Here is an 18779-nt window from a genome sequence, read left to right as displayed (position 1 = left end):
GAGTTGAGTGAACAACGGAGTTGACTGCTCTCAAAAATGAGTGTACTAAGGAAGATTCTATCCGATTCTGCCTTTACTGCTTTGTTGTCGATTATCAATATACTGAGGGGATTCGTCGTCCTCTTCCTGATCGTCAATTTGCTGGGTCCAGATAGTTACGGGATTTGGGTGACCATCATCGCGGCAGTTTCCATGGTCAGCATGACGGCCAGCGTTCATTTACATGGTGCGTTGATCAGATACACCTCATCAGACCCCTCAAACAACCAAACTTACAGCGACGTGCTATCTCTCGCGACACTAATTGGGTTGGTGACGTTCGGTATCGGAGCAATTGGAAGCGTAATTTTCTCACTGTATTCTCCTACTGTATTCGGGTTCGATACTCCCCACGACCTGGTATTCGCCACGAGCACCCTCATCGCAGTCCGCATTCCGTTGAAAGTAAACTTGAATCACCCTCGAGCGAAGGGCTTTGTCAAGCAATATGAGGGAGTCCGGATCCTGCGTAACGTAATGGAAGTCACAGCCCTCGCAATTATATTTCTGCTGGGAGGAAATATCCTGGCTGGGATCTGGGGTATCGTTGGTGTGTCCGTATTTTTGAACGCGGGGATATTCAGTTACGTATACATACATAGCGGCTTGCCCCGCCCGGAAGTCCACAACGTTGGAAAGTACATCCGGTACGGCGTCCCCATGGTACCGGCGGCTCTGTCATCCTCCCTGCTGGCTGACATCGACAAATACTTTCTCCTGTTCTTACTCGGCCCAGCACCTGTTGGGATATACAGTGTCGCTGAAAGAGTCTGCAAACCGATCGTGAACCTGACTGGGATCTTCAACTCCACACTGTATCCCACGATCGCAAGCGCCTGGGACCAGGGAGATTACGAAGTGATAGAGAAAGCGTACGAGTACATTTTCCGGTATTATACCATTTTAGCATTTCCAGGTGCGGTAGGATTGGTCCTCGTCGCCGAGCCATTGTTGAATATAATATCCACCACCGAAATAGCTCGACAGGCCGTCCCACTTGTGCCGATCTTCATTCTTGGTTACTTCCTCAAAGGATATGACAACCCATTGAGGTACATTCTGACCTCCGTCGAACGAACACGAACTATTGGGATTGCAGTCACCTTATCGCTGCTCGTAAATGTGATCCTGAATCTCACGTTGATACCGACGATGGGACTGTCAGGAGCGGCAATCGCAACGTTATCAGCACAGGGAGTTCTATTCTTTATGATCCTGTACGTCTCGTTCCAAGAAGTCAGATTCGAGATTCCGTGGATCACCTTGGTCCGCTGTTCTGTAGCAACGGTAGTGATGGCAGTCATCCTGATGCTACTCGATTTAGGAAACTCTCCAGCATCGGAGATGCTTCTCGACATAGGAGTTGGGGGACTCTCCTATTTCGCGGTGTTGTTCCTCATCGGAGAGTTCTCAAGTGAAGACATCAAACTGGTGAGAGAGAAACTCCAGAGCAGTTTGCAATTTTAGTCGGTCTATGTAGCACCGTTACACGACGGTTTCAGTACATTGAATACGTGAGAGATCCAGTGTAGAAATACGCTGTAGGGAAAGCGACTCGAAATGAAACACTCTGATATAATCTGGGTTACGCTTGATAGCGTACGGGCAGACCACACCTCCCTCTCTCAGTCAGACCGGGCCAAAACGCCACATCTCGAATCCGTAGGCGAGATAGGAACCGCTTTCGGGGAGTGCCATTCACACGATATCTGGACCCGGTCTTCCACTGCCTCCATATTGACCGGACATCCACCATCAGCACACAGGACCTGGTCCAATTCGGCAAAGCTTCCAGAACAGATTACGACAATCCCTGAATCCCTCAGCGAGCAAGGCTACCGAACGGCCTGTGTTACGTCCAATGGACAAATCAGTCAAAGTACTGGGCTGGGTCGAGGCTTCGATGCATTCCACTTCATTAACAGGGACACCGTCGTCCAGGAAGCCGGACTGCGCTCAGTCATAAAGTGGTTAACCAAAATTCGAAGCCATTCGATTGGTCTCTCGACGGCGGCTAACGAGCATTGTGTCGGTTACCTCTCGACACAAATCGCTAAACGCCACATTTCGAATTCCCAGGGAGCGGACCACCCGCTCTTCCTCTATACCCACCTGAATGATTCCCACCACCCATACATTCCGCCAGGAATGTGGGAAAGTGCGGTTTCGGAGGATCTCTCTATCTCGGTGGAACGAGCCGAGGAAATCGCTCGAGACATGAGCAACAACCTGCACGAACGGATCGCCGACGATGATCCGTATTCGGAGACGGAATGGGAGGTACTGAGGGTTTTGTACGACGCCTTGGTCGAGTACGTGGATCACTTGACCGGGGAGATTATCTCAACTGCTCGGGAACAGTTACAAGACCCCATCATTGTCGTGACCGGCGATCACGGAGAATTCTTCGGCTATCGAGGGTTGCTCGCCCACATGCTCGAACCCAGTACGCAAGTATCGAACGTGCCTTTGGCCGTCGAAGGAATTCGGGGCCTCGAGGACACCGGATTAGTTCAACACAGCGACGTCATGAAGACGATCCTCGAGGATGTAGGGGTCGACCACTCAGTGCCAGCTGGTGTAGATATTCGTGATACACCTCGGGAGTACGCATTCGTGCAACGTGGACAGGACAGGGCGGAGCAAAAGCTTGAGCAAATAAAACAACACAACAGCGACTTCTCTGATTCTCACTATCCGAAGGCTACAGTGACGTCGATGATCACTCCGACGTACCGATTCGAAGTTTCTGAGGAAAGTGCCCGCCTCTACGATCTCCCCGATGAATCGAACGATGTAAGCGACGAGTATGCCGACCTGGTAGCCGAGTTTAGGGAGCGGTACGAAGAGTGGAAGACAGATGTCGGAGAACCGGTCGGAGACGTCCGAAAAGCCGAGTTCGACGAACAAATGAAAAAACAACTTCGAGGACTGGGATATCTCCAAGAGTGACGAGAACGAACCGATTCAGCCGTCGCCACAGTGGAAGAAGCAACGAGCGCTCCTGACGGTCGCGGTCCCGCTATTTTTTGAGAATATAGATGCTGGATGGGTCTACTGATTGCTCGTGCCACGGACGAAGTGAAGTGTAGTTGAGCAATGCGAGCCGGTCGTGGTGGAGTGAGGATAGAGCAATAGGCTATGGATTTAAGACCGATTCTTGAACAGGACATAGTGCAGGTTGTCGAACAGGCGAAACCATGAGAGTCACTCACGGTTTCTATATGAATTGATTTTTGATTCTAACGTCGAGTTTGCGGGTTTCTCGTCCATCCAAAACGCCGTCGGTACACTCTCACCCAAATCTATCCCGGAGCCACCGTCGACGAATCTTAGGTAATAGCCGATCATGCCCACCAATAGACTTCCCCGTAGTTGAGTGATATCCCCAAGACTTCTGCAACGGCGGAGGGAATACAATCGATGAGATTCAGAGGGTATAGCTCAAAGACACCTCGGAGGAGGATTGGGACGATGGTAAGAGTTTTCACACCACCTGACCCTATTACATATAATCATGGTGGATGGTAAAAAACAGCGTCTAGTCACACGAAGAGCAGTTCTTGCAAGCACGCTCGCTGGTTCTACGACGGCACTTGCTGGATGTGGGTTCCTCAGTACCAATGAAGACGACGAAACTACGACGCCAGAGCCAACGGCGGCCGAGACGCTCGTTGTTCCAGAAGATGGGACTGCCACAGTCACCCCAACAGCAACATCGCCACCAGAACCAGCGCCGACAAGCACACGTACGGCGATAGAAACGCCGATGAAAACGACCGATCCAACAACGACCCCGACGAAAACGGCGTCACCGACACCGACCTCGACGCCTACAGCAACTCCGACGCCGCTCCAGCGGCTTATCATTCCAAGCGGTGACACCGAGACGGTATCGGCAGCCGTCTCCTACGAAGCGGTCGAGTGGTACAATACTGGGCGTCTCGTCATTGAGCAAGGCGGCGGACTCGGACTCTTGGAGGGGGATTCATGACTGACATCGAACTTCGGAATGAAAACGGCAAGATCGTCGGATATAATACCGAAACGGGTGAAAAGGTCCCAGTCAAATTTCAAGAGCTGGGAGCAGAGCGCATAATCAACACACCAATTCAAGAGAATCAATGGGACGAAGGCAAGCGTTCGTTGGTGACAACGGAGGACATCGAGCTATTCGTCGACCCAGTCAACGGCGACGACAGCAACGACGGGTCTTCAACTAACCCGCTGCAAACGCTGCAAGAGGCCGCCAATCGGGTCCCTTATTTCCAAAATCATGACGTTGTTATCACCCTTCGTAGTGGGACTTATGGCACGGGAAAATTCCCACCAATAATATCGACGGCCAAACCCAATAACGACAAGTCGTTTAAAATCCGTCCGGATAGTGGATTGGGGCCCTCAGACATCACCATCAGCAAGACGCTACAGGTTTCGGTCATCGACGGCGAACCAGATCAAGCCACCGTCAGCGACATCACCATCGGCGGCACCGTCCTCCAGAAAGTCGGGAATGTAACCTACAAGAACTGCGTGTTCGACGCCTCTGGGTCGCCGCTATCGATGCCAGACGGTACCGGCGACATCGCGTTCAACGCCCACGCCGATTGCCGGGTCGAACTGAACAACTGTGACTTCGGGGCGAACAACTACGGTACCGGTGCGCTAATCTCGAAAGGGTGCCAGCTCGAACTCAATAGCTGCACGGGCGTCCTCTCGAAGTACGTCGCCGAGGTAAACCGAGGGGCGACATTGGTCGACACCAATAACGGGGTCTACGGAGAACTTGGATACATCAGCCCGGGTAACGGCGGCGCGTTGCGCCACCGTGACGGGACCTACGCGCACAATAAGGTCGCTCTCTCGGATGACTTCGCAGATGGCCAACTCACCGACCGCGCCCTGCACGAGTCACGAGCCGGCTTTTACCCCGAGTGGAAGACGATTGTCGGCTCGCCGTCGGCAACATCCGGCGCGTTGGTGTTCCCCAGCGGTAGCAAGCATATCGTCTCACCGGGCGTCCGTCAAGCCGACGGCAGTATCACTACCTTCCGAATATCGCGGATGATGACTGGCACCTGGCGATGGGACTACCAGTTCCAGGTAACGCCGTCGTCGAGTTATTTCGCCGTCCGGCCAATTGTGGACGACAATGATAACCTCTGGCGCATCAAGGTGTTTGCGGATGGGACTGTAAACCTAGAGAAAGCTGATTCCGGGAGTGTCAGCACGGTCGTCTCCGGCTCGTGGAGCGTTGATACCGCGTCTCATACCATCAAGTTCGTGAGGTCGAAAGACATTGACGGCAACGGGAACATAGGCGTTGAATTGATCGTCGACGGGACTAGTCAAGGGACGGCCACGGATACGTTCGTACCCCAACCTGACTTGCGGGACATCAGGTACTATTCAATGGACGCGGACCTCCACATCCAAACCGTCCGGGAGACTCGCGAGGAAGGGACCTACCGCTGATCACAGCGCTGGACTATACCTTACTCCAGAGTCGGGACTTTCGCATCCTTTAGTGGATTTATTTTTCAGTCCATAGTGGGGAAAACAAGAACTCATTCGCCCTCCATTACAGAGCATCAATGACCTTCGCAGGCTCTACCCGGAAGTCCGTTCCTTCCTTATCGTCGTCACCCATCACGTAGCAGTAGTCGAGTCCATTTTGCTCGCTCAATACGTAATATACCCAGGAATAGGAGTCGTTGGGGCGCAGTTCGATGACGCTGGCATCCGTTGCGAACATGATGTTGGTCAAGCCTGCTCCGTGAGGAGCGACTATTATGTTGGCGTTATTGAACAGGCTCACGATCTGGGCGGTGGACATGCGCTCAAGATAGTGGCGTTCGAACCCGAGATCACCGAGTTGATCCATAAGATCGTCTTCGTTCGTCAACCGACGTCTCCCGGCATCGTCACGGGAGATATACACCCGTGAGGAGGTTTTGGAAGCCTCCACTTGGCCTTCTGCACCGCCCACCATCCGCTCACTGAACCACTCCGTTTGTGCCGGGGAGACCACTCCATCATCGTATATCCGCCGGACGGAGGGGACGACCAATCGGTCCACCTTCCCTCTAAAAGCGTCCCATTCGACCCAGTCTTCCGACTCGAATCCAAGCAGTTCCAGTGTCTCGGTCTGCCACGATTTCGGGTTTGGGGGTATAATAAGAGTCGGACGGCGACCCGTTTTCTCTTCGTATCTCAGGACGCCTTCGGCTCTCAAGGCGTCCTCTACCATCCAATGAAACACCCCCCGGCTCTGGGAGTTGAATAGGAGGCAGGCGCAATCGAAATCCTTCGACGTCAGGCTGCGGTGTTGCAGGCGTGAGTCAACAACCGAATAGAAGAGATTGAGGATTAAGTTCCGTTCGCTGACGACAGGTTCTACAAGGGCATTTCCCCTCTTGAACGGAATTGGATAGAGACCGATTAGTGAAACGTCGCGCACTTCGGCTACGAACGGCTTCGGAGTTTGATATTCGCCAAATCTGCGTTGCAGGGAGTACAGCACTTCGTCGGGATATTGGGGCGGGCCGAAAGAATAGGTCTCAGATGAACCAAAGTGGAATAACTGACCCCGTTCCCGTGCATACTGTTTCAGTTCGGGACGCTGCATCACCACCGGCTTCCCAACCGTAGATAGAAGGGTAGACGAAAGGTTGAGAACCTGACTAAGGTACTTTCTCCCAATCATACATCAGCAATATAAGATGGGGCTAATGTAAGTTACTATCTCTCACGAATTTGGCTCTTAGTCTGCGAGTCCTCAGCAGTGATCGATAACCGATCTGTCCATGCGCCAGCGACGGCTTTGTAGAAACTATCATTGACGGCATGTGTATCGTCCAATCCTTTTCCGATGTAGACAGCTGAGCCGTTCCTGTCGCCCGTAATGGATGGATCGCAATTGTTGGTCTCCCGACCGTCAACGAAATTTCCGAGCCGCTTGTCGTTGGCGTTGCCCATGTAGTAGAACCTTCTGGGGCCCACCAATCGAGTTCACGCTTTAGCATATCCTGTATAAAGAGAATCCGCCGGTGTCAATTAGTTTATTCACACAGGGGCTAGATGACAAATATTCGAAGTCGGTCTCGTTATACCTGAACCCATCGAACAGATTGACATCTCGTTCATAGTCGGCGGACGTTGTAGCTAGATAGCCCGCCTCGATTTCGTCCAATGACCGATTGTTGAAATGGTCTGGCACTCGGGAGTACCTTCCTTGACCGGATGCAAGTTCCATACCTGTTGTCTGATCAGGCCCGTAGATCGCTGAGTGATAACGCCGAACTGGCGATCGAATTTCGTACCATGGAGTCGAATCGTCTCCATACTCGAAGCTCGTGTGATACCCGCTGTAGGTGCTTTCCATGACCTGGTCGTTGGCCTGGAGTGTATAGGGGGCAGGAAGGATTGTGGGAAGAGCCAGCCCGACGGCGAGTACCAGGACCAAAGCTGATACTGTATGGCGAATTCTCGAATTTTCTGAACCGAATAACTCACCCACTTCGGAGGCCCCAACCGCTGCGAGAATCGTCCCAATGAGCATGAATAAGCCGAAAATGCGCGTCCAGAGACCGATACTGCCCGTTGAAAAGAACAAGATGACCCCGAGTATCGCCGGCACCGACCCGAGTGTGAAGATGACTAGTTTCCAATTTCTACGTCGGAGCGAAGCGATGACCGCGATGATGCTCAGAGTTCCGAAAATGAGGTATTTTCCGCCCACTCGCGCCACGTACTCTACGAGTGACAGGCCGAGGATCTGTAACGATCCTACTCTGCTTGCAGTATCCGCTCCGACACTCCCTTGGAGTATCCCGATAATCGAACTGACCAATGCCCCTTGGAACTGTGAAAAGTGTAGTAACCAAGCCAAGACGGCGATGATAGAGCCAACGAGTAGTGCTGGACGGAGTGCGCTCGGTGAGTCCCCGATTCCCCAGTTTGTCCAGACGAACATCATTCCCACGGTGACGAGCGCAACGAATGGGTGATAGAGGATCGCGGCCAAGAATAGAGTTACATAAACTACCGAACGTTGCTTTCGGGAGATTTTCGGCAAAAATGCAGGGAGTAAGATCACGGGAGTGAGAAAGATTGCGGCCGTGGCTGGATGAGGTCTCGGGAACGTCGAAATCGGTGTAATTGGCAGTAGCGCGGCTGCAGCGATGACTCCGAGGTAGAGTTTTGTGCCGGTCACCGCCCTCGCCAACAGTGGGACGGCGAGTATCCAAAGAGCAAACGCGACGACCATCACCAACAGGAGTGATTGCCTCGCCTCGAGTCCAGTCACCTCTAATGTAATCGTTGCTAAATAATGCAGGGCTGGGTAGAATTCGGCCTCTGCGGGCAGGCTCCCTTCGACCAATTGTCGCACAGCTCCGAGGTGGTATAGGGGGTCGCCTTCACCAAAGTAGAAGTACCCTCGGAGGATTGGGAGTGCGACGATCACGAGAGGGAACGCTGGTAACAGCCATCGTGCTGGTGATTTTGGAGCGAAGATTGTGGCAATGGATGACGCGATAAGTCCGAACCCCAAGAGAGGGAGTAACCAGAAGGAGTAGGGTGAAAGTTTATACCCGTCGATAGGAGAGAGCTTAAGACCGATAACCAAGGCCGTCACAACCCAGACAGTCAAAATGGAGAAAAGTATTGCAACTCGCCTGGCTCGCATTTGCGTACGGAAATGACCCGCTTTTAGATAACCATTGGGTTATAGTTAGTCAACGAACCGTGACGGCGATGCCAGACATCAACAGATACGTATCAAACAACCCAATCGCCCCTTACCTATCGCCTAGCGAAACCAATCGTCCGAGAAGGGCTCGTAAAGTCACCGCCGTTTTTCATGACCGTGTGCAAGGGGGTCCCCGATCCGATTTTAGCTAAGAGACGAACCACGTGACAGCAGCGGCTTATCGAGGCTACATTTCGAGAGGAATGAAGAGGTGTCCGCTGTGCACACTGACGCCTCCTCGTTGAGAATCATGCGTCGGCTTACTACACTGTTTCCCTCCGAGTTCCTCTCTGATGAGTTCCAAGCCCGTCACGAGGAGCAGGCTGTAGCAATATCACTCAAGATATCTTCTGAAAGTAAGGGAGCTGCTTGCACCACTTCTTGGCGTAGCTAACTCGCTGTGTCACTTGATCAAAAACTATCGGAGATAATTCGGTCTCGCGCGTAGGCGGGGACGATCTCGAAGTGTGTTACTTCCCACCAAAACACCCTGAATTGTCCGCCATCGAAAGATGCTGGGACCCGCTCCAAGAGTGGTTCAAGTACCGTCTTATGCCAGATTTTTCGACGCTGAAAAGCTACCTTCCATGAGGACTGAACTCGATTGACGAACCAAACATCTGGCCGTATCTAACTGAGAATGAACTTTTAATTCCTTTATATTTTCACCTAACTTTTGGCCAAACTATACACAGAGAGTAGAGAATCCGTGGTGTTCGACCAAGAGAGCTCTTTGGCCCGTTCACGCCCAGTTCCATTAGTCTCTGCATTCAGAACAGCAATCGTTTTACTAACGAGCTGGGATGTACTATAGCAAACATGATAATTCGGAAGATATCCAATAAGATCAGACACATTTCCCACATCTGTAGAAACAACTGGAGTATTACAAGCGAGAGCCTCTTTCACAGTGTTTGGTGACCCCTCGCTTTTTGGGCGAGATGTCATGAGGAGGAGGTCTGCTGCGTTCATATAGATGGGGATCTTCTCATGGGGTTCATTAAAAATTGCATGTAGAATTACATTTTCGTCTAACATTGAGTTTACTTTTCCAACAACTTCTTCTGCAAGTGGGTAGTTCTTCTTTTCTCGTTGAGGTGAGTATGGGAATAAAATATGCTTCCCATCTTTTGACCAGTTGACTTTTGTTCGTGCCTGTTTTTGGTCCATCGGCTCAAATTTCTCTAGATCAACGCCACGCTCGACAATATGAGCAGGCTGGCTTAACTCTTCACGCATCTCCTCACTTCGAACAATGACTTCATCGCTGAATCTAGCACAAACCTTACTCAACGGAGCGGCTGGACCAAATAGATCTCGACCCCACAACGACAGAACGACTGGTCGGTATGGCTGTGCCAGAGCAAATGGAGCGGTTAATCCATAGTGAGCATGGATAATGTCATATTTATTTGAAATTTTGGATAGTATTTTCGGATAAAACTTAGCATAATCCAATATAGAACGACTTGTGAATTCTGATCCGTCAGCATTGAAATCACCAGGAACACAGATCGTGTCACTCTCTATACCCGCTTCTTCCAACGCATTAATCTGGTCCATTAGAAACGGCTTCCGTGCATTGATCAGATTGAGTACTTTCATAGTTCGTTTTTGGTGGTTTCGGAGTTGATTATTGAGTTGACCGTAGCAACAACATCACTAAGGACGTCTTCGGATCGAGAAATATCTGCTTCCCGATCTCGTGTAGATTGTGAGTCAATGAATTCAACAATTGCCTGGGAGTCACGAGAATGGAAAATCATGCCATCGTTAATCATCTCCTGATCTACGGAAAGAGGAGTCTCAGGGAAAAAGGAAACAGCTGGTATCCCCATACACGCTGCCTCTCGAGCCATCGTTCCAGAACCAGTAAGAACCCCATCCGAGTACCATGCGAGTTGAAGTCCGTCCAAAGTTTCCGAGGGAATATATACACCAGAAGATGAGAATGGCTCTGCATATTCTTCATCATCTCGTCCGCGAGGGAGGTAAACTACGTTAAGTCCTTCATCCGTTGCTCTTTCAAGTAATTCTGGGATGATCGATTGATCGGTATCGACGTATGCGGCACCTAGTGCTTCGGGACGGATCACAATGTAGTCATTGAACGGAAGTTGGTCTTGGAACGTTGTATCTGGTTCAAAGTTGGCGATATAGATGTCTTCCTTGTACCCGTCGTACGTGTGGATTTGCTCAGAAGTAGCTCCCCAGCGAGTCAATTCATTGGTATCAAATGCAGCTGGGACGACGTTATGAGTTGCTTGAGCTTCGAATCGATTGTACAGTTTTTCAATGTGTAATCCATCCACATGAGCCGTAATATCGTTATCAGTGAAATGGATAGAGGGGATTCCACGAGCCTTCGAAGCGAGGACACACATCGCATTTCGGGAGGACAGCGAGATGTCGGCATCCGGGGCCTGAAGTGTCGCTTGTATTGTTCGAAGTGGAATTCCAACTTTTCGCAGGAATGTATTATCGAAGTCTCGACCCAAAATGTCGTAATCAAATCCGGCAGAATCGGCCAATCCAACGGTTTCTGTTTTCTGTCGGACAGTCACGTTCCGATTCAGTTCCGGGAGCTCATCCAGTAGTGACTTGAAAAAGAATGGGTGGGATGGACTCACCAGGTCCACCCACGCTGTATTCGTATCAGACATACCGGTGTTAGATTCGCTCTACCGTGAAGCCTTCCTTGGTCCAGACATCTACATCGAGGACAGCCTTCGTATCAACGAGAAGCGAGCCTGCCATCTGTTCTTCAAATCTATCGATGGGTAATTCCTCGTACTCGTCGTGATCCGTTGCAATCACGACCGCATCGGCATCGGAAACCGACTCTTCGAGTCCAATGAGGTCCAACGTCTGATCCTCGACGTATGGATCGTGCAATCGAATGTCGATACCCCCAGCTGACTGGGATCTACCGCCATCAGCTGCTGCCTTCTGCTCGTCAGCAACAGCTTCCTGTAATTCAGCGGCTAGATCAAGCGTCGGACTCTGCCGGGTATCGCCCACGTTGCCCTTGTACGCGACGCCAAGCAGCGCGATACGTTTCCCTTCGAGTGAACCCAGTTCCTCCCGAAGCATCTCGATAACGTGCCCGGGCATGCTGTCATTAATATTTCGCGCAGTGCTGATCAGATCGAGCTGTTCGGAGTCGTATCCGAGGAACCACGGGTCAATTGGGAGACAATGTCCTCCGACGCCGGGACCAGGTTGGTGGATGTTGACCCGTGGGTGCGTGTTCGCCATCTCGATGGCTTCCCGCGAGTCCACCCCGTAATCCTCACCGACGAGAGCGATTTCGTTGGCCAGCGCGATGTTGACGTCTCGGAACGTGTTCTGGATGAGTTTGACGAACTCAGCTGTAGTCGCATTCTCGGCAGTATAGATGTCTCCTTCGACAAACGACTCGTACAGGCGAACCGCTGCTTGTGTCGAGACACCGTTGACGCCACCCAAAACGCGATCGTTCTGCCTGAGTTCCGTAATAATGTCTCCGGGGAGTACCGTCTCTGGGCAGTGTACGAGCGCGAAGTCAGTCCCTGCTGTCAACCCTGACTTCTCCAGTGTCGGCTGGAGGACCTCAACTGTCGTCCCCGGTGGCACGGTCGATTCAAGCACGACCGTGTCACCTTCCCGTAGATGTGGTGCGATCGCTTCGCCGGCTTCTTTAACATAATCGAGTGTGGCTTCCTTGGTTTCGTCATCGAACGGGGTTGGTACTGCGACGATCTGATATTTTGCGGCCTCGACCTCAGTACTCACGGTGAGATGACCGGATTCCAGAGCTTGTGTGACAAAAGCTCGAAGTCCCGGCTCGTCTATATGGATATCTCCGTTTGCCAGGCTTTGCACAACTGTTTCGTCCGAATCGTATCCTGTTACCTGATGTCCATGGTTCGCAAGCATCGCCGCCGTCGGTAATCCGATGTACCCCAGTCCGTGGACGCAAATCGTACTCATTGTATAGTCCTCACTGAATGTGTCTGCCGCAGGGTAGCCATTATTTGTTCCGATGCAGTCCCATCGCCAAACGGATTTTCCCAGTCTGTTGTTGAATTCGTCATTGCTAACGCTCCGTCGTGGATCGTTTGCGGATCAGTCCCGACCAGTCGGTTCGCCCCCACGTCAACCGTTTCTGGGCGCTCCGTATTCTCACGTAATGTTACACAGGGAACGCCCAGGATACAGGCTTCTTCCTGCACGCCCCCCGAATCCGTGAAAATCAGCCGCGCCGTTCGCTCTAGCTCGAGAAAGTCGAGGTACTCCTGGGGCTCCACCAGGTGAATGCGATCCGGAACGTCCAGATCGAATTCATTGAGACGACTCTCTGCTCGTGGATGGATCGGGTACACGACATCGAGATCGAGACTCGACGCCGCACGCGCAACGCCGGTCAGCAACTCCGCAAACCGATCGCGTTCGTCCACGTTCTCCGCACGGTGGGCCGTCAACAGTGCAAACTCACCGACTGCAACCCCAAGATCATCAAGGACGGAACTCTTCTCGGCAGCCAATTCGCGATGGCGTCCAACCGCGTCAACGACCGTGTTTCCGGTGACATGGATTCGCTTGTCGTCGATCCCCTCATCACGAAGATAGTCCGCGGACGTCTCGGTCGGAGCGAACAGATAGTCCCCAACGTGATCCGTGAGGACTCGATTGGTCTCCTCGGGCATCTCACGGTCGAAACTACGAAGGCCGGCTTCGACGTGGCCGAGTGCGACATCGAGTTTGCTTGCCGCGATCGCGCCTGCCAGGACCGAATTCGTATCACCCTGCACCAACAGAACCTCCGGTTCGACATCCAGCAGGATATCCTCGATGCCGGCGATCATCTCCCCAGTTTGTTTTCCGTGGGACTTCGAACCCACCTGCAGGTGGTGATCCGGATCGGGCAACTCTAGTTGGTCGAAAAACACTTGATCCAGATTGTCTGAGTAGTGTTGGCCGGTGTGAATCAATTCGTAGTTGATGTCCCGCCGTTCACACTCCCGAATCACGGGAGAGAGCTTGATGATTTCCGGACGGGTTCCAAGCGCAATAGCCACTGTCGCTTCAGTCACCGTCAATCACTCTCCCTCAGCCATCGAATGCATCATGTTCTGGAACTGGTTCAGCGTAAGTCCCGTAAAGATACTCAAGATACCCAGGATCGTTGCGAAGCCGGCCACCATGACTTTCGTCGGGTAGAACACACCTTGGTTCTGATAGATGATGACGGCGTCGAATCCCACTATACTCCCGATCAGTGACAGAACCACTCCCGGCAGTGCAAAGAACAACAGAGGATGGCGATCGCGGATCAGCTTGATGAGGAAGTTCAGCACCTCGAGCCCGTGACGGAGCGGGTTGTGTGTCTGTCCGTCGATCCCGTCGTATCGCACGTCGATCGGAACCTCCGTAATGTCCAACCCGTTCGAACTCGCTTCCGAGATCATCTCCGATTCGACGCCCATCCCGTCCGTCCTGATCGCCATCTTCTCCACTGCTGTCGGCGAGAAGGCCCGGAACCCGCTCTGTGTGTCCGAGAGGTCTCCATTGGCCCCTCCTGGAGTCACCGTGTCCAGCACAGTCTGCCCGAAGCGCCGATACAGCGGGGTCTCGTCGTCGCCGTCGAGATACCGACTCCCGATCACTATATCGGCGTCGCCCTCCTGGACGGGCTCGGCGACGTCCTCGATCTCCGCGGGGACGTGTTGGCCGTCGCCGTCGATCGTCACGAGCACGTCACCGCCGTCGAGCTCAACTCCCTCGAAGAGCGTCCGCAACGCCGCGCCTTTCCCACGGTTTTCCGCGTGTTCGATCACGGTCGCGCCGGAACGGTCCGCTACCTGGACGGTCCGATCGGAACTTCCGTCGTCGACGACGACGACCTCGTCGGCATACTGATTGGCCTCGACGACGACGCTGCCGATGCCCACCTCCTCGTTGTAGGCGGGGATGCCGACGACAATCCCCTCCTGGGAAGTGCTGTCCACACCGCCAGATGGTTCCGAGCACACAGACGTGACCTCGGTTGCGTATCGATTACTTGCTTGCAGCGCATCTACGCTCGCTTTGAAGTCGACTCGCGAGGCGGGATCGGCTTGCCAGAGGACGCCTGGATAGCCAGCCTCCCGTGCGTGAGGAACGAGTGCATCTGCCGCGTCCAGCCTGTTGGAGTCAGTGTACAATACCGGGACACTGAGCTCGTCCGCGAACGTCAGCACCGCTTCTCCGACATCGCCACACGCACAGACTACGACGTCGTGACCGGCTTTCCGTGCCCGGAGTATCGAACCTGCGAGATGATCCTCGTCAACACCCGGGAGGACGCGGATCCCGACCAGCGCATCGTCTGTCGCTGATCCCCTGCCCTCGATTTTTCCATCTACCCGGATCGTTTCACTCTTCCGATGTTTTGATCCCGTGGTCATGATAGCTGCAACGTTTGTGGTGTCGTTCCGCTGATGTTCTGTCGTGACAACGACTGGTTTCTCTGCCGGTCCGTCGGTAGCGGGTTGTTTGAACGATCGACGGACATCCAGAACCGCTTGAGGGCTCGATGTACATTACAGTGATCGCTTACCGCATGGATCCTGTCGGAGATAGAGATATAATAGGTCATTACCCTCACTCAATGACTGTTTTCAGCCCCGCTCATATAGTAGTTCCCGTTGGAACAACTCTATATACAATATGTTATATGTGGGAAATTTTAATACTATATCTACTTCTCTTGAGAGTTTGCGAGGATAGAGACTATCGCCAGGTCTCTCTGGCCTGCTTGCAGGTTCATCATTGATGTCTGCCTCCCTGGACACAGTTGTGCAAAAGATACAGCCGAGATTGTCACTCGATTCCCTCCAGCCGACAATCGAACAATCGACTGTCTTATTGGGCCGGAATCACTGACCTCTCATAATGGCACACGGGTCAGACTGGCGATTACTGTTACCCGAGAACGTTCGGCGCTTGCCGTTCGATCTCGCGTTCGTGTTCGCGTTCGTCGGCGCCGTCAACCTCTCCGTGTTTCTTCCGTTCGTCCAGGACACCCCTCTTCGTGTCGTGTTCGGCCTTCCGTTCGTGCTGTTCATTCCTGGGTACGCATTCATCGCGGCACTGTTCCCGGAACGTGGACAACGGGCTGTCGACACCGAGGACACGGCCGATGAATCACACGCCGCTCCGTCCACGGCCGAGGGTGGAATCGACGGCATCGAACGTGTCGCCCTTTCGTTCGGGTTGAGTATCGCCATCGTTCCCCTGCTCGGACTGGTCCTCAATTTCACGCCGTTCGGAATCCGGCTCGTCCCGATCATGGTGACGGTGAGCATATTCACTATCGTGACCGGGGCAATCGCAGCCTACCGACGCCAGGAACTGCCGCCGGAAGAACGCTTTCGAGTTCCATACCGCCAGTGGATCGACAGTGCGGGCGAAGAACTGTTCGAACCGAACAGCCGGACGGACGCTGCGTTGAATGTCTTGCTCGTCATTAGTATTCTGCTCGCGACAGCGAGTGTGGCCTACGCCGTCGCCGTCCCGAAACAGGGCGAAGCGTTCACTGAAGCGTACCTGCTGACGGAATCCGACGATGGCGACCTCGTTGCGGACAACTATCCGACGAACTTCACCGTCGGCGAACCCCAGTCACTGCTCGTCGGCGTGTCCAACCACGAGCACGAGCCGACCAACTACACCATCGTAGTCGAACTCCAGGAGGTGACGTTGCTCGAAAATGGCTCGACCCGGGTCAATCGGACTGCACAGAACGCGACGCGGGCGACCAACATGTCGATCCGCGTCGATCGGGCCGTCGAACTCGATCGCTTCCGCACCTCGCTGGCCCACAACGAGACCTGGCTGCAGGAGCACACGGTTGCGCCGCCCTTCGCCGGCGACGATCTTCGACTCACCTACCAGGTGTATCGCGGTGACCCACCGGCCGATCCCTCGACGGAGTCGGCCTACCGGTGGCTCGCGCTCTGGGTTGACGTCGCAAGCGACGGGGCAGGATGAGCATGCGGGTTTACGCGTTGTTCACGTGAAGCCGCGACTAGATTCACCGCATCTTCATCTGGCGGTGTCACAGGGTAGCATCCGTGATTCGCCGACAATCCGGTCGTGCAGGACGCTTCGTGTGCGTCTCACTCCTCGTCTTTCAGCTGGTCGATCTCGGCGTCGACGTCCACTTCCTCGGCATTGTCCCGACTCCGACCCTGCTCTATCTCGATCGCTTCCTGCACCCGTTCGTCCGCCGTCGAGATGCGACGAAGCAGTGCCCAGGTGAGACCACCGGCAACGATCGCCACGAGGGCGTAGACGGGCAGGTAGACGACAGGGCCGTACAGTTGGCCCAGGACAGGGATCGACAGCAAGGCGAACACGGTGATCCCGACGGCGGCACTGTAGCCGAGACGGCGGAGCCTGCTCATACGCCACATTCGGCTGACTGGACAATCAAGATACCGGCCCTGGTGGCGGTTCGAGTAGTTCGAGAAGTGGTTTCGGTTCTGCTGATCCGTACCCGAATCCCGGCGGCATCATCGACCACGCCACGTGAGCTGATCGACAGTGGGAAACTCGGTCTTCGCTGTCTGTGGCGGGTTGTAATATCGGGACTCGATATCGTAGTAGCCGAACTCCGGCGGGATCCGGGCGCATGCTCGTGCGAGATTCTGGTCCGCCGTGTGGGTTATCACGCGGATTCGTGTGTTCTCCTCAAAGAGGCGGACTGCCAAGGCAACGATCGCGGCGTCCTGCCAGTTGTTCGTTTCCGGATACTTGCTCTGCTGATTGAGAAACTCGTCAGCGACAACGCGTGCGTTTTTGACTGGGTCGCCGTGACTATCGAACCCAGCGTTTCGATCCCCTGGAAGTGGTGTCGCTACCCGGACCCACCCCGCTTCGATCGCTGGATCCAGGTATGGATTCCTCGGCGAGTCAGTACTCGCTGGATCCGTCAGTTCGTGGTACACTGCTGGGGGAACCCAGATCGCTGTCCCCGCTTCTTCGAGGGCTGACGCAAGCGCTTTTAGTCGCGAATTGGGATGCTTTCCCAAACTCCGGAAGATCACTGTGTCGGCGATATTTGCAGTATACATCGATCACTACGAGATTCACTCGTCGTCCATTTCCACAAGCAAATCGTTTCCTTCCGCATCGAAATCAGCTGGCGTATATGTCGTCGGACTCGATTCATCGTCACCAAGCGAGAGAACCGAATAGAGCGCGTCAACGAGATCATATGTCGTTCCCGGAGCGAGGTCCGTGAGATCGGCGATTTGCCGAATTGTGACGTCGCCCTCACTATGTGCTTTGACGAGATCGTAAACGAGAGCGAACGTGGTGATTCCGCGCTCGTTGAGCACACGCTCGATAGGCGGGTAGTCGTTCCTGTGGGCGATGACCTCGATAAGTTCCGGTGTGATTGTCACTGCTGTTTCACGGACTGTCACTGTCAGTTCGAACCCTTCAGCGACGTATCTGGCAGTGCCCCCATCATCGCCGGTCTTCCGTATCAAGCCGGCTCGCTCCAATTTGTGTAGATAGTCGTATACTGTCTTCTTCGAGACGTCCGAAGTTTTGACGAGTTCAGGACCAGTTGCGGTCGAAGACTGTCTTATTGTAGTGTAGAGACCAGCTAGTGCGGCATTATCGAGTAATTCGGCAAACGTTGGAATACCAGTGATTATCCCTGGCGGATCCGCTGCGTTTCGTACATGCTCGGTATCGTAACTCATCTTGTATACTATTACGAAACTCGAAACAATAAACGTTTGCCACTGGCCCCGGCGTGGTGTTCAGATACGCAGTGACCAAAGAGTCTGTTTCTGCTTCCAAATCTGCCGAATCCTGGTGGACCGAAACTGGCGAGGGCTTTCAGGGCAGTCTCACTCTGGTTAGATCCTTCTCTGAACACTACCGGCCCCGGACACCCAACGTCTTTGTAGCCTGCAAGCGTGGTAATCAGTACCGAGAACAAGATGATCAA

16 protein-coding genes are annotated in these 18779 nt (G+C 53.5%); 6 read left to right on the top strand and 10 right to left on the bottom strand.

Translation table 11 applies throughout. The features are described from left to right. Positions 1–36: 36 nt before the first annotated feature. The 4 genes from HUTA_RS05240 (at position 37) to HUTA_RS05225 (ending at position 5514) form a co-directional block, all read left to right on the top strand. Positions 37–1506: a flippase gene (locus tag HUTA_RS05240; RefSeq protein WP_015788830.1), complete on the top strand. Its 1470-nt coding sequence runs from the start codon at positions 37–39 to the stop codon at positions 1504–1506. A gap of 93 nt (positions 1507–1599) precedes the next feature. Then, on the top strand, positions 1600–2991 hold the full coding sequence (locus HUTA_RS05235; protein ID WP_015788829.1) for a sulfatase: 1392 nt from the start codon (positions 1600–1602) through the stop codon (positions 2989–2991). A gap of 565 nt (positions 2992–3556) precedes the next feature. Further along, positions 3557–4033 (top strand): hypothetical protein, encoded by a 477-nt coding sequence (locus HUTA_RS15225; RefSeq protein ID WP_143920329.1) that lies wholly within the window; start codon positions 3557–3559, stop codon positions 4031–4033. Further along, the gene (locus HUTA_RS05225; RefSeq protein WP_015788828.1) at positions 4030–5514 is read left to right on the top strand and encodes a hypothetical protein; all 1485 of its coding nucleotides are present in this window, start codon (positions 4030–4032) and stop codon (positions 5512–5514) included. Before HUTA_RS15225 ends, HUTA_RS05225 begins: the two co-directional genes overlap by 4 nt. A gap of 106 nt (positions 5515–5620) precedes the next feature. Here HUTA_RS05225 and HUTA_RS05220 read toward each other — a convergent pair whose 3' ends face one another. Further along, on the bottom strand, positions 5621–6667 hold the full coding sequence (locus HUTA_RS05220) for a glycosyltransferase family 61 protein (protein ID WP_169304881.1): 1047 nt from the start codon (positions 6665–6667) through the stop codon (positions 5621–5623). Positions 6668–7057: 390 nt separating this feature from the next. Next, positions 7058–8728: a hypothetical protein gene (locus tag HUTA_RS05215; RefSeq protein WP_015788825.1), complete on the bottom strand. Its 1671-nt coding sequence runs from the start codon at positions 8726–8728 to the stop codon at positions 7058–7060. Positions 8729–9256: 528 nt separating this feature from the next. On the opposite strand from HUTA_RS05215, the gene HUTA_RS14965 reads away from it, so the two are divergent. After that, positions 9257–9382, top strand: coding sequence for a transposase (locus HUTA_RS14965; RefSeq protein WP_245529131.1), 126 nt, complete (start codon positions 9257–9259; stop codon positions 9380–9382). 78 nt (positions 9383–9460) lie between these two features. On the opposite strand, the gene HUTA_RS14960 is transcribed toward HUTA_RS14965, so the two are convergent. From HUTA_RS14960 to HUTA_RS05200, 5 genes are read right to left on the bottom strand one after another with little or no spacing between them, the layout of a single operon-like run. Next, entirely contained in the window at positions 9461–10396 is a 936-nt protein-coding gene (locus HUTA_RS14960; protein WP_015788824.1) for a glycosyltransferase, read from the bottom strand. Continuing rightward, positions 10393–11454 carry a DUF354 domain-containing protein gene (locus HUTA_RS14955; protein WP_015788823.1) on the bottom strand — a complete coding sequence of 354 codons (1062 nt, stop codon included), beginning with the start codon at positions 11452–11454 and terminating at the stop codon, positions 10393–10395. The genes HUTA_RS14960 and HUTA_RS14955 overlap by 4 nt, the downstream gene beginning before the upstream one ends. A 7-nt stretch (positions 11455–11461) precedes the next feature. Continuing rightward, positions 11462–12763: a nucleotide sugar dehydrogenase gene (locus tag HUTA_RS05210; protein WP_015788822.1), complete on the bottom strand. Its 1302-nt coding sequence runs from the start codon at positions 12761–12763 to the stop codon at positions 11462–11464. After that, on the bottom strand, positions 12760–13866 hold the full coding sequence (wecB, locus tag HUTA_RS05205; RefSeq protein WP_015788821.1) for a non-hydrolyzing UDP-N-acetylglucosamine 2-epimerase: 1107 nt from the start codon (positions 13864–13866) through the stop codon (positions 12760–12762). Before wecB ends, HUTA_RS05210 begins: the two co-directional genes overlap by 4 nt. A 6-nt stretch (positions 13867–13872) precedes the next feature. Beyond that, positions 13873–15219, bottom strand: a complete 1347-nt coding sequence (locus HUTA_RS05200) for a glycosyltransferase family 2 protein (RefSeq protein WP_015788820.1) — start codon at positions 15217–15219, stop codon at positions 13873–13875. 487 nt (positions 15220–15706) lie between these two features. Between HUTA_RS05200 and HUTA_RS05195 the strand changes: the two genes are divergently transcribed. Then, on the top strand, positions 15707–16804 hold the full coding sequence (locus tag HUTA_RS05195; RefSeq protein ID WP_015788819.1) for a DUF1616 domain-containing protein: 1098 nt from the start codon (positions 15707–15709) through the stop codon (positions 16802–16804). A gap of 128 nt (positions 16805–16932) precedes the next feature. On the opposite strand, the gene HUTA_RS05190 is transcribed toward HUTA_RS05195, so the two are convergent. The 3 genes from HUTA_RS05190 to HUTA_RS05180 all read right to left on the bottom strand — a co-directional run bounded on the left by HUTA_RS05190 (position 16933) and on the right by HUTA_RS05180 (position 18528). Then, the gene (locus HUTA_RS05190) at positions 16933–17220 is read right to left on the bottom strand and encodes a hypothetical protein (protein WP_015788818.1); all 288 of its coding nucleotides are present in this window, start codon (positions 17218–17220) and stop codon (positions 16933–16935) included. Between the two features lie 108 nt (positions 17221–17328). Beyond that, positions 17329–17889, bottom strand: a complete 561-nt coding sequence (locus HUTA_RS05185) for a hypothetical protein (protein ID WP_015788817.1) — start codon at positions 17887–17889, stop codon at positions 17329–17331. A 15-nt stretch (positions 17890–17904) separates the two neighbouring features. Then, positions 17905–18528 carry a helix-turn-helix domain-containing protein gene (locus HUTA_RS05180; protein WP_015788816.1) on the bottom strand — a complete coding sequence of 208 codons (624 nt, stop codon included), beginning with the start codon at positions 18526–18528 and terminating at the stop codon, positions 17905–17907. Positions 18529–18779: the final 251 nt, after the last annotated feature.

The organism is Halorhabdus utahensis DSM 12940, from assembly GCF_000023945.1.
In the GTDB taxonomy this organism is placed as follows: domain Archaea; phylum Halobacteriota; class Halobacteria; order Halobacteriales; family Haloarculaceae; genus Halorhabdus; species Halorhabdus utahensis.
The sequence above is the reverse complement of the archived record's forward strand: the minus strand, read 5'-3'. Positions and strand labels throughout refer to the sequence as shown.

What these genes read in the sequence shown, in the direction of transcription:
- HUTA_RS05235 (WP_015788829.1), top strand. Translation starts at nt 1,600, where the DNA reads ATGAAACACTCTGATATAATCTGGGTTACGCTTGATAGCGTACGGGCA.
- HUTA_RS05215 (WP_015788825.1), bottom strand. Translation starts at nt 8,728, where the DNA reads ATGCGAGCCAGGCGAGTTGCAATACTTTTCTCCATTTTGACTGTCTGG.
- HUTA_RS15225 (WP_143920329.1), top strand. Translation starts at nt 3,557, where the DNA reads ATGGTGGATGGTAAAAAACAGCGTCTAGTCACACGAAGAGCAGTTCTT.
- HUTA_RS14955 (WP_015788823.1), bottom strand. Translation starts at nt 11,454, where the DNA reads ATGTCTGATACGAATACAGCGTGGGTGGACCTGGTGAGTCCATCCCAC.
- HUTA_RS05195 (WP_015788819.1), top strand. Translation starts at nt 15,707, where the DNA reads ATGGCACACGGGTCAGACTGGCGATTACTGTTACCCGAGAACGTTCGG.
- HUTA_RS05200 (WP_015788820.1), bottom strand. Translation starts at nt 15,219, where the DNA reads ATGACCACGGGATCAAAACATCGGAAGAGTGAAACGATCCGGGTAGAT.
- HUTA_RS05225 (WP_015788828.1), top strand. Translation starts at nt 4,030, where the DNA reads ATGACTGACATCGAACTTCGGAATGAAAACGGCAAGATCGTCGGATAT.
- HUTA_RS05180 (WP_015788816.1), bottom strand. Translation starts at nt 18,528, where the DNA reads ATGAGTTACGATACCGAGCATGTACGAAACGCAGCGGATCCGCCAGGG.
- HUTA_RS14960 (WP_015788824.1), bottom strand. Translation starts at nt 10,396, where the DNA reads ATGAAAGTACTCAATCTGATCAATGCACGGAAGCCGTTTCTAATGGAC.
- HUTA_RS05190 (WP_015788818.1), bottom strand. Translation starts at nt 17,220, where the DNA reads ATGAGCAGGCTCCGCCGTCTCGGCTACAGTGCCGCCGTCGGGATCACC.
- HUTA_RS05210 (WP_015788822.1), bottom strand. Translation starts at nt 12,763, where the DNA reads ATGAGTACGATTTGCGTCCACGGACTGGGGTACATCGGATTACCGACG.
- HUTA_RS05220 (WP_169304881.1), bottom strand. Translation starts at nt 6,667, where the DNA reads ATGCAGCGTCCCGAACTGAAACAGTATGCACGGGAACGGGGTCAGTTA.
- HUTA_RS05240 (WP_015788830.1), top strand. Translation starts at nt 37, where the DNA reads ATGAGTGTACTAAGGAAGATTCTATCCGATTCTGCCTTTACTGCTTTG.
- HUTA_RS05185 (WP_015788817.1), bottom strand. Translation starts at nt 17,889, where the DNA reads ATGTATACTGCAAATATCGCCGACACAGTGATCTTCCGGAGTTTGGGA.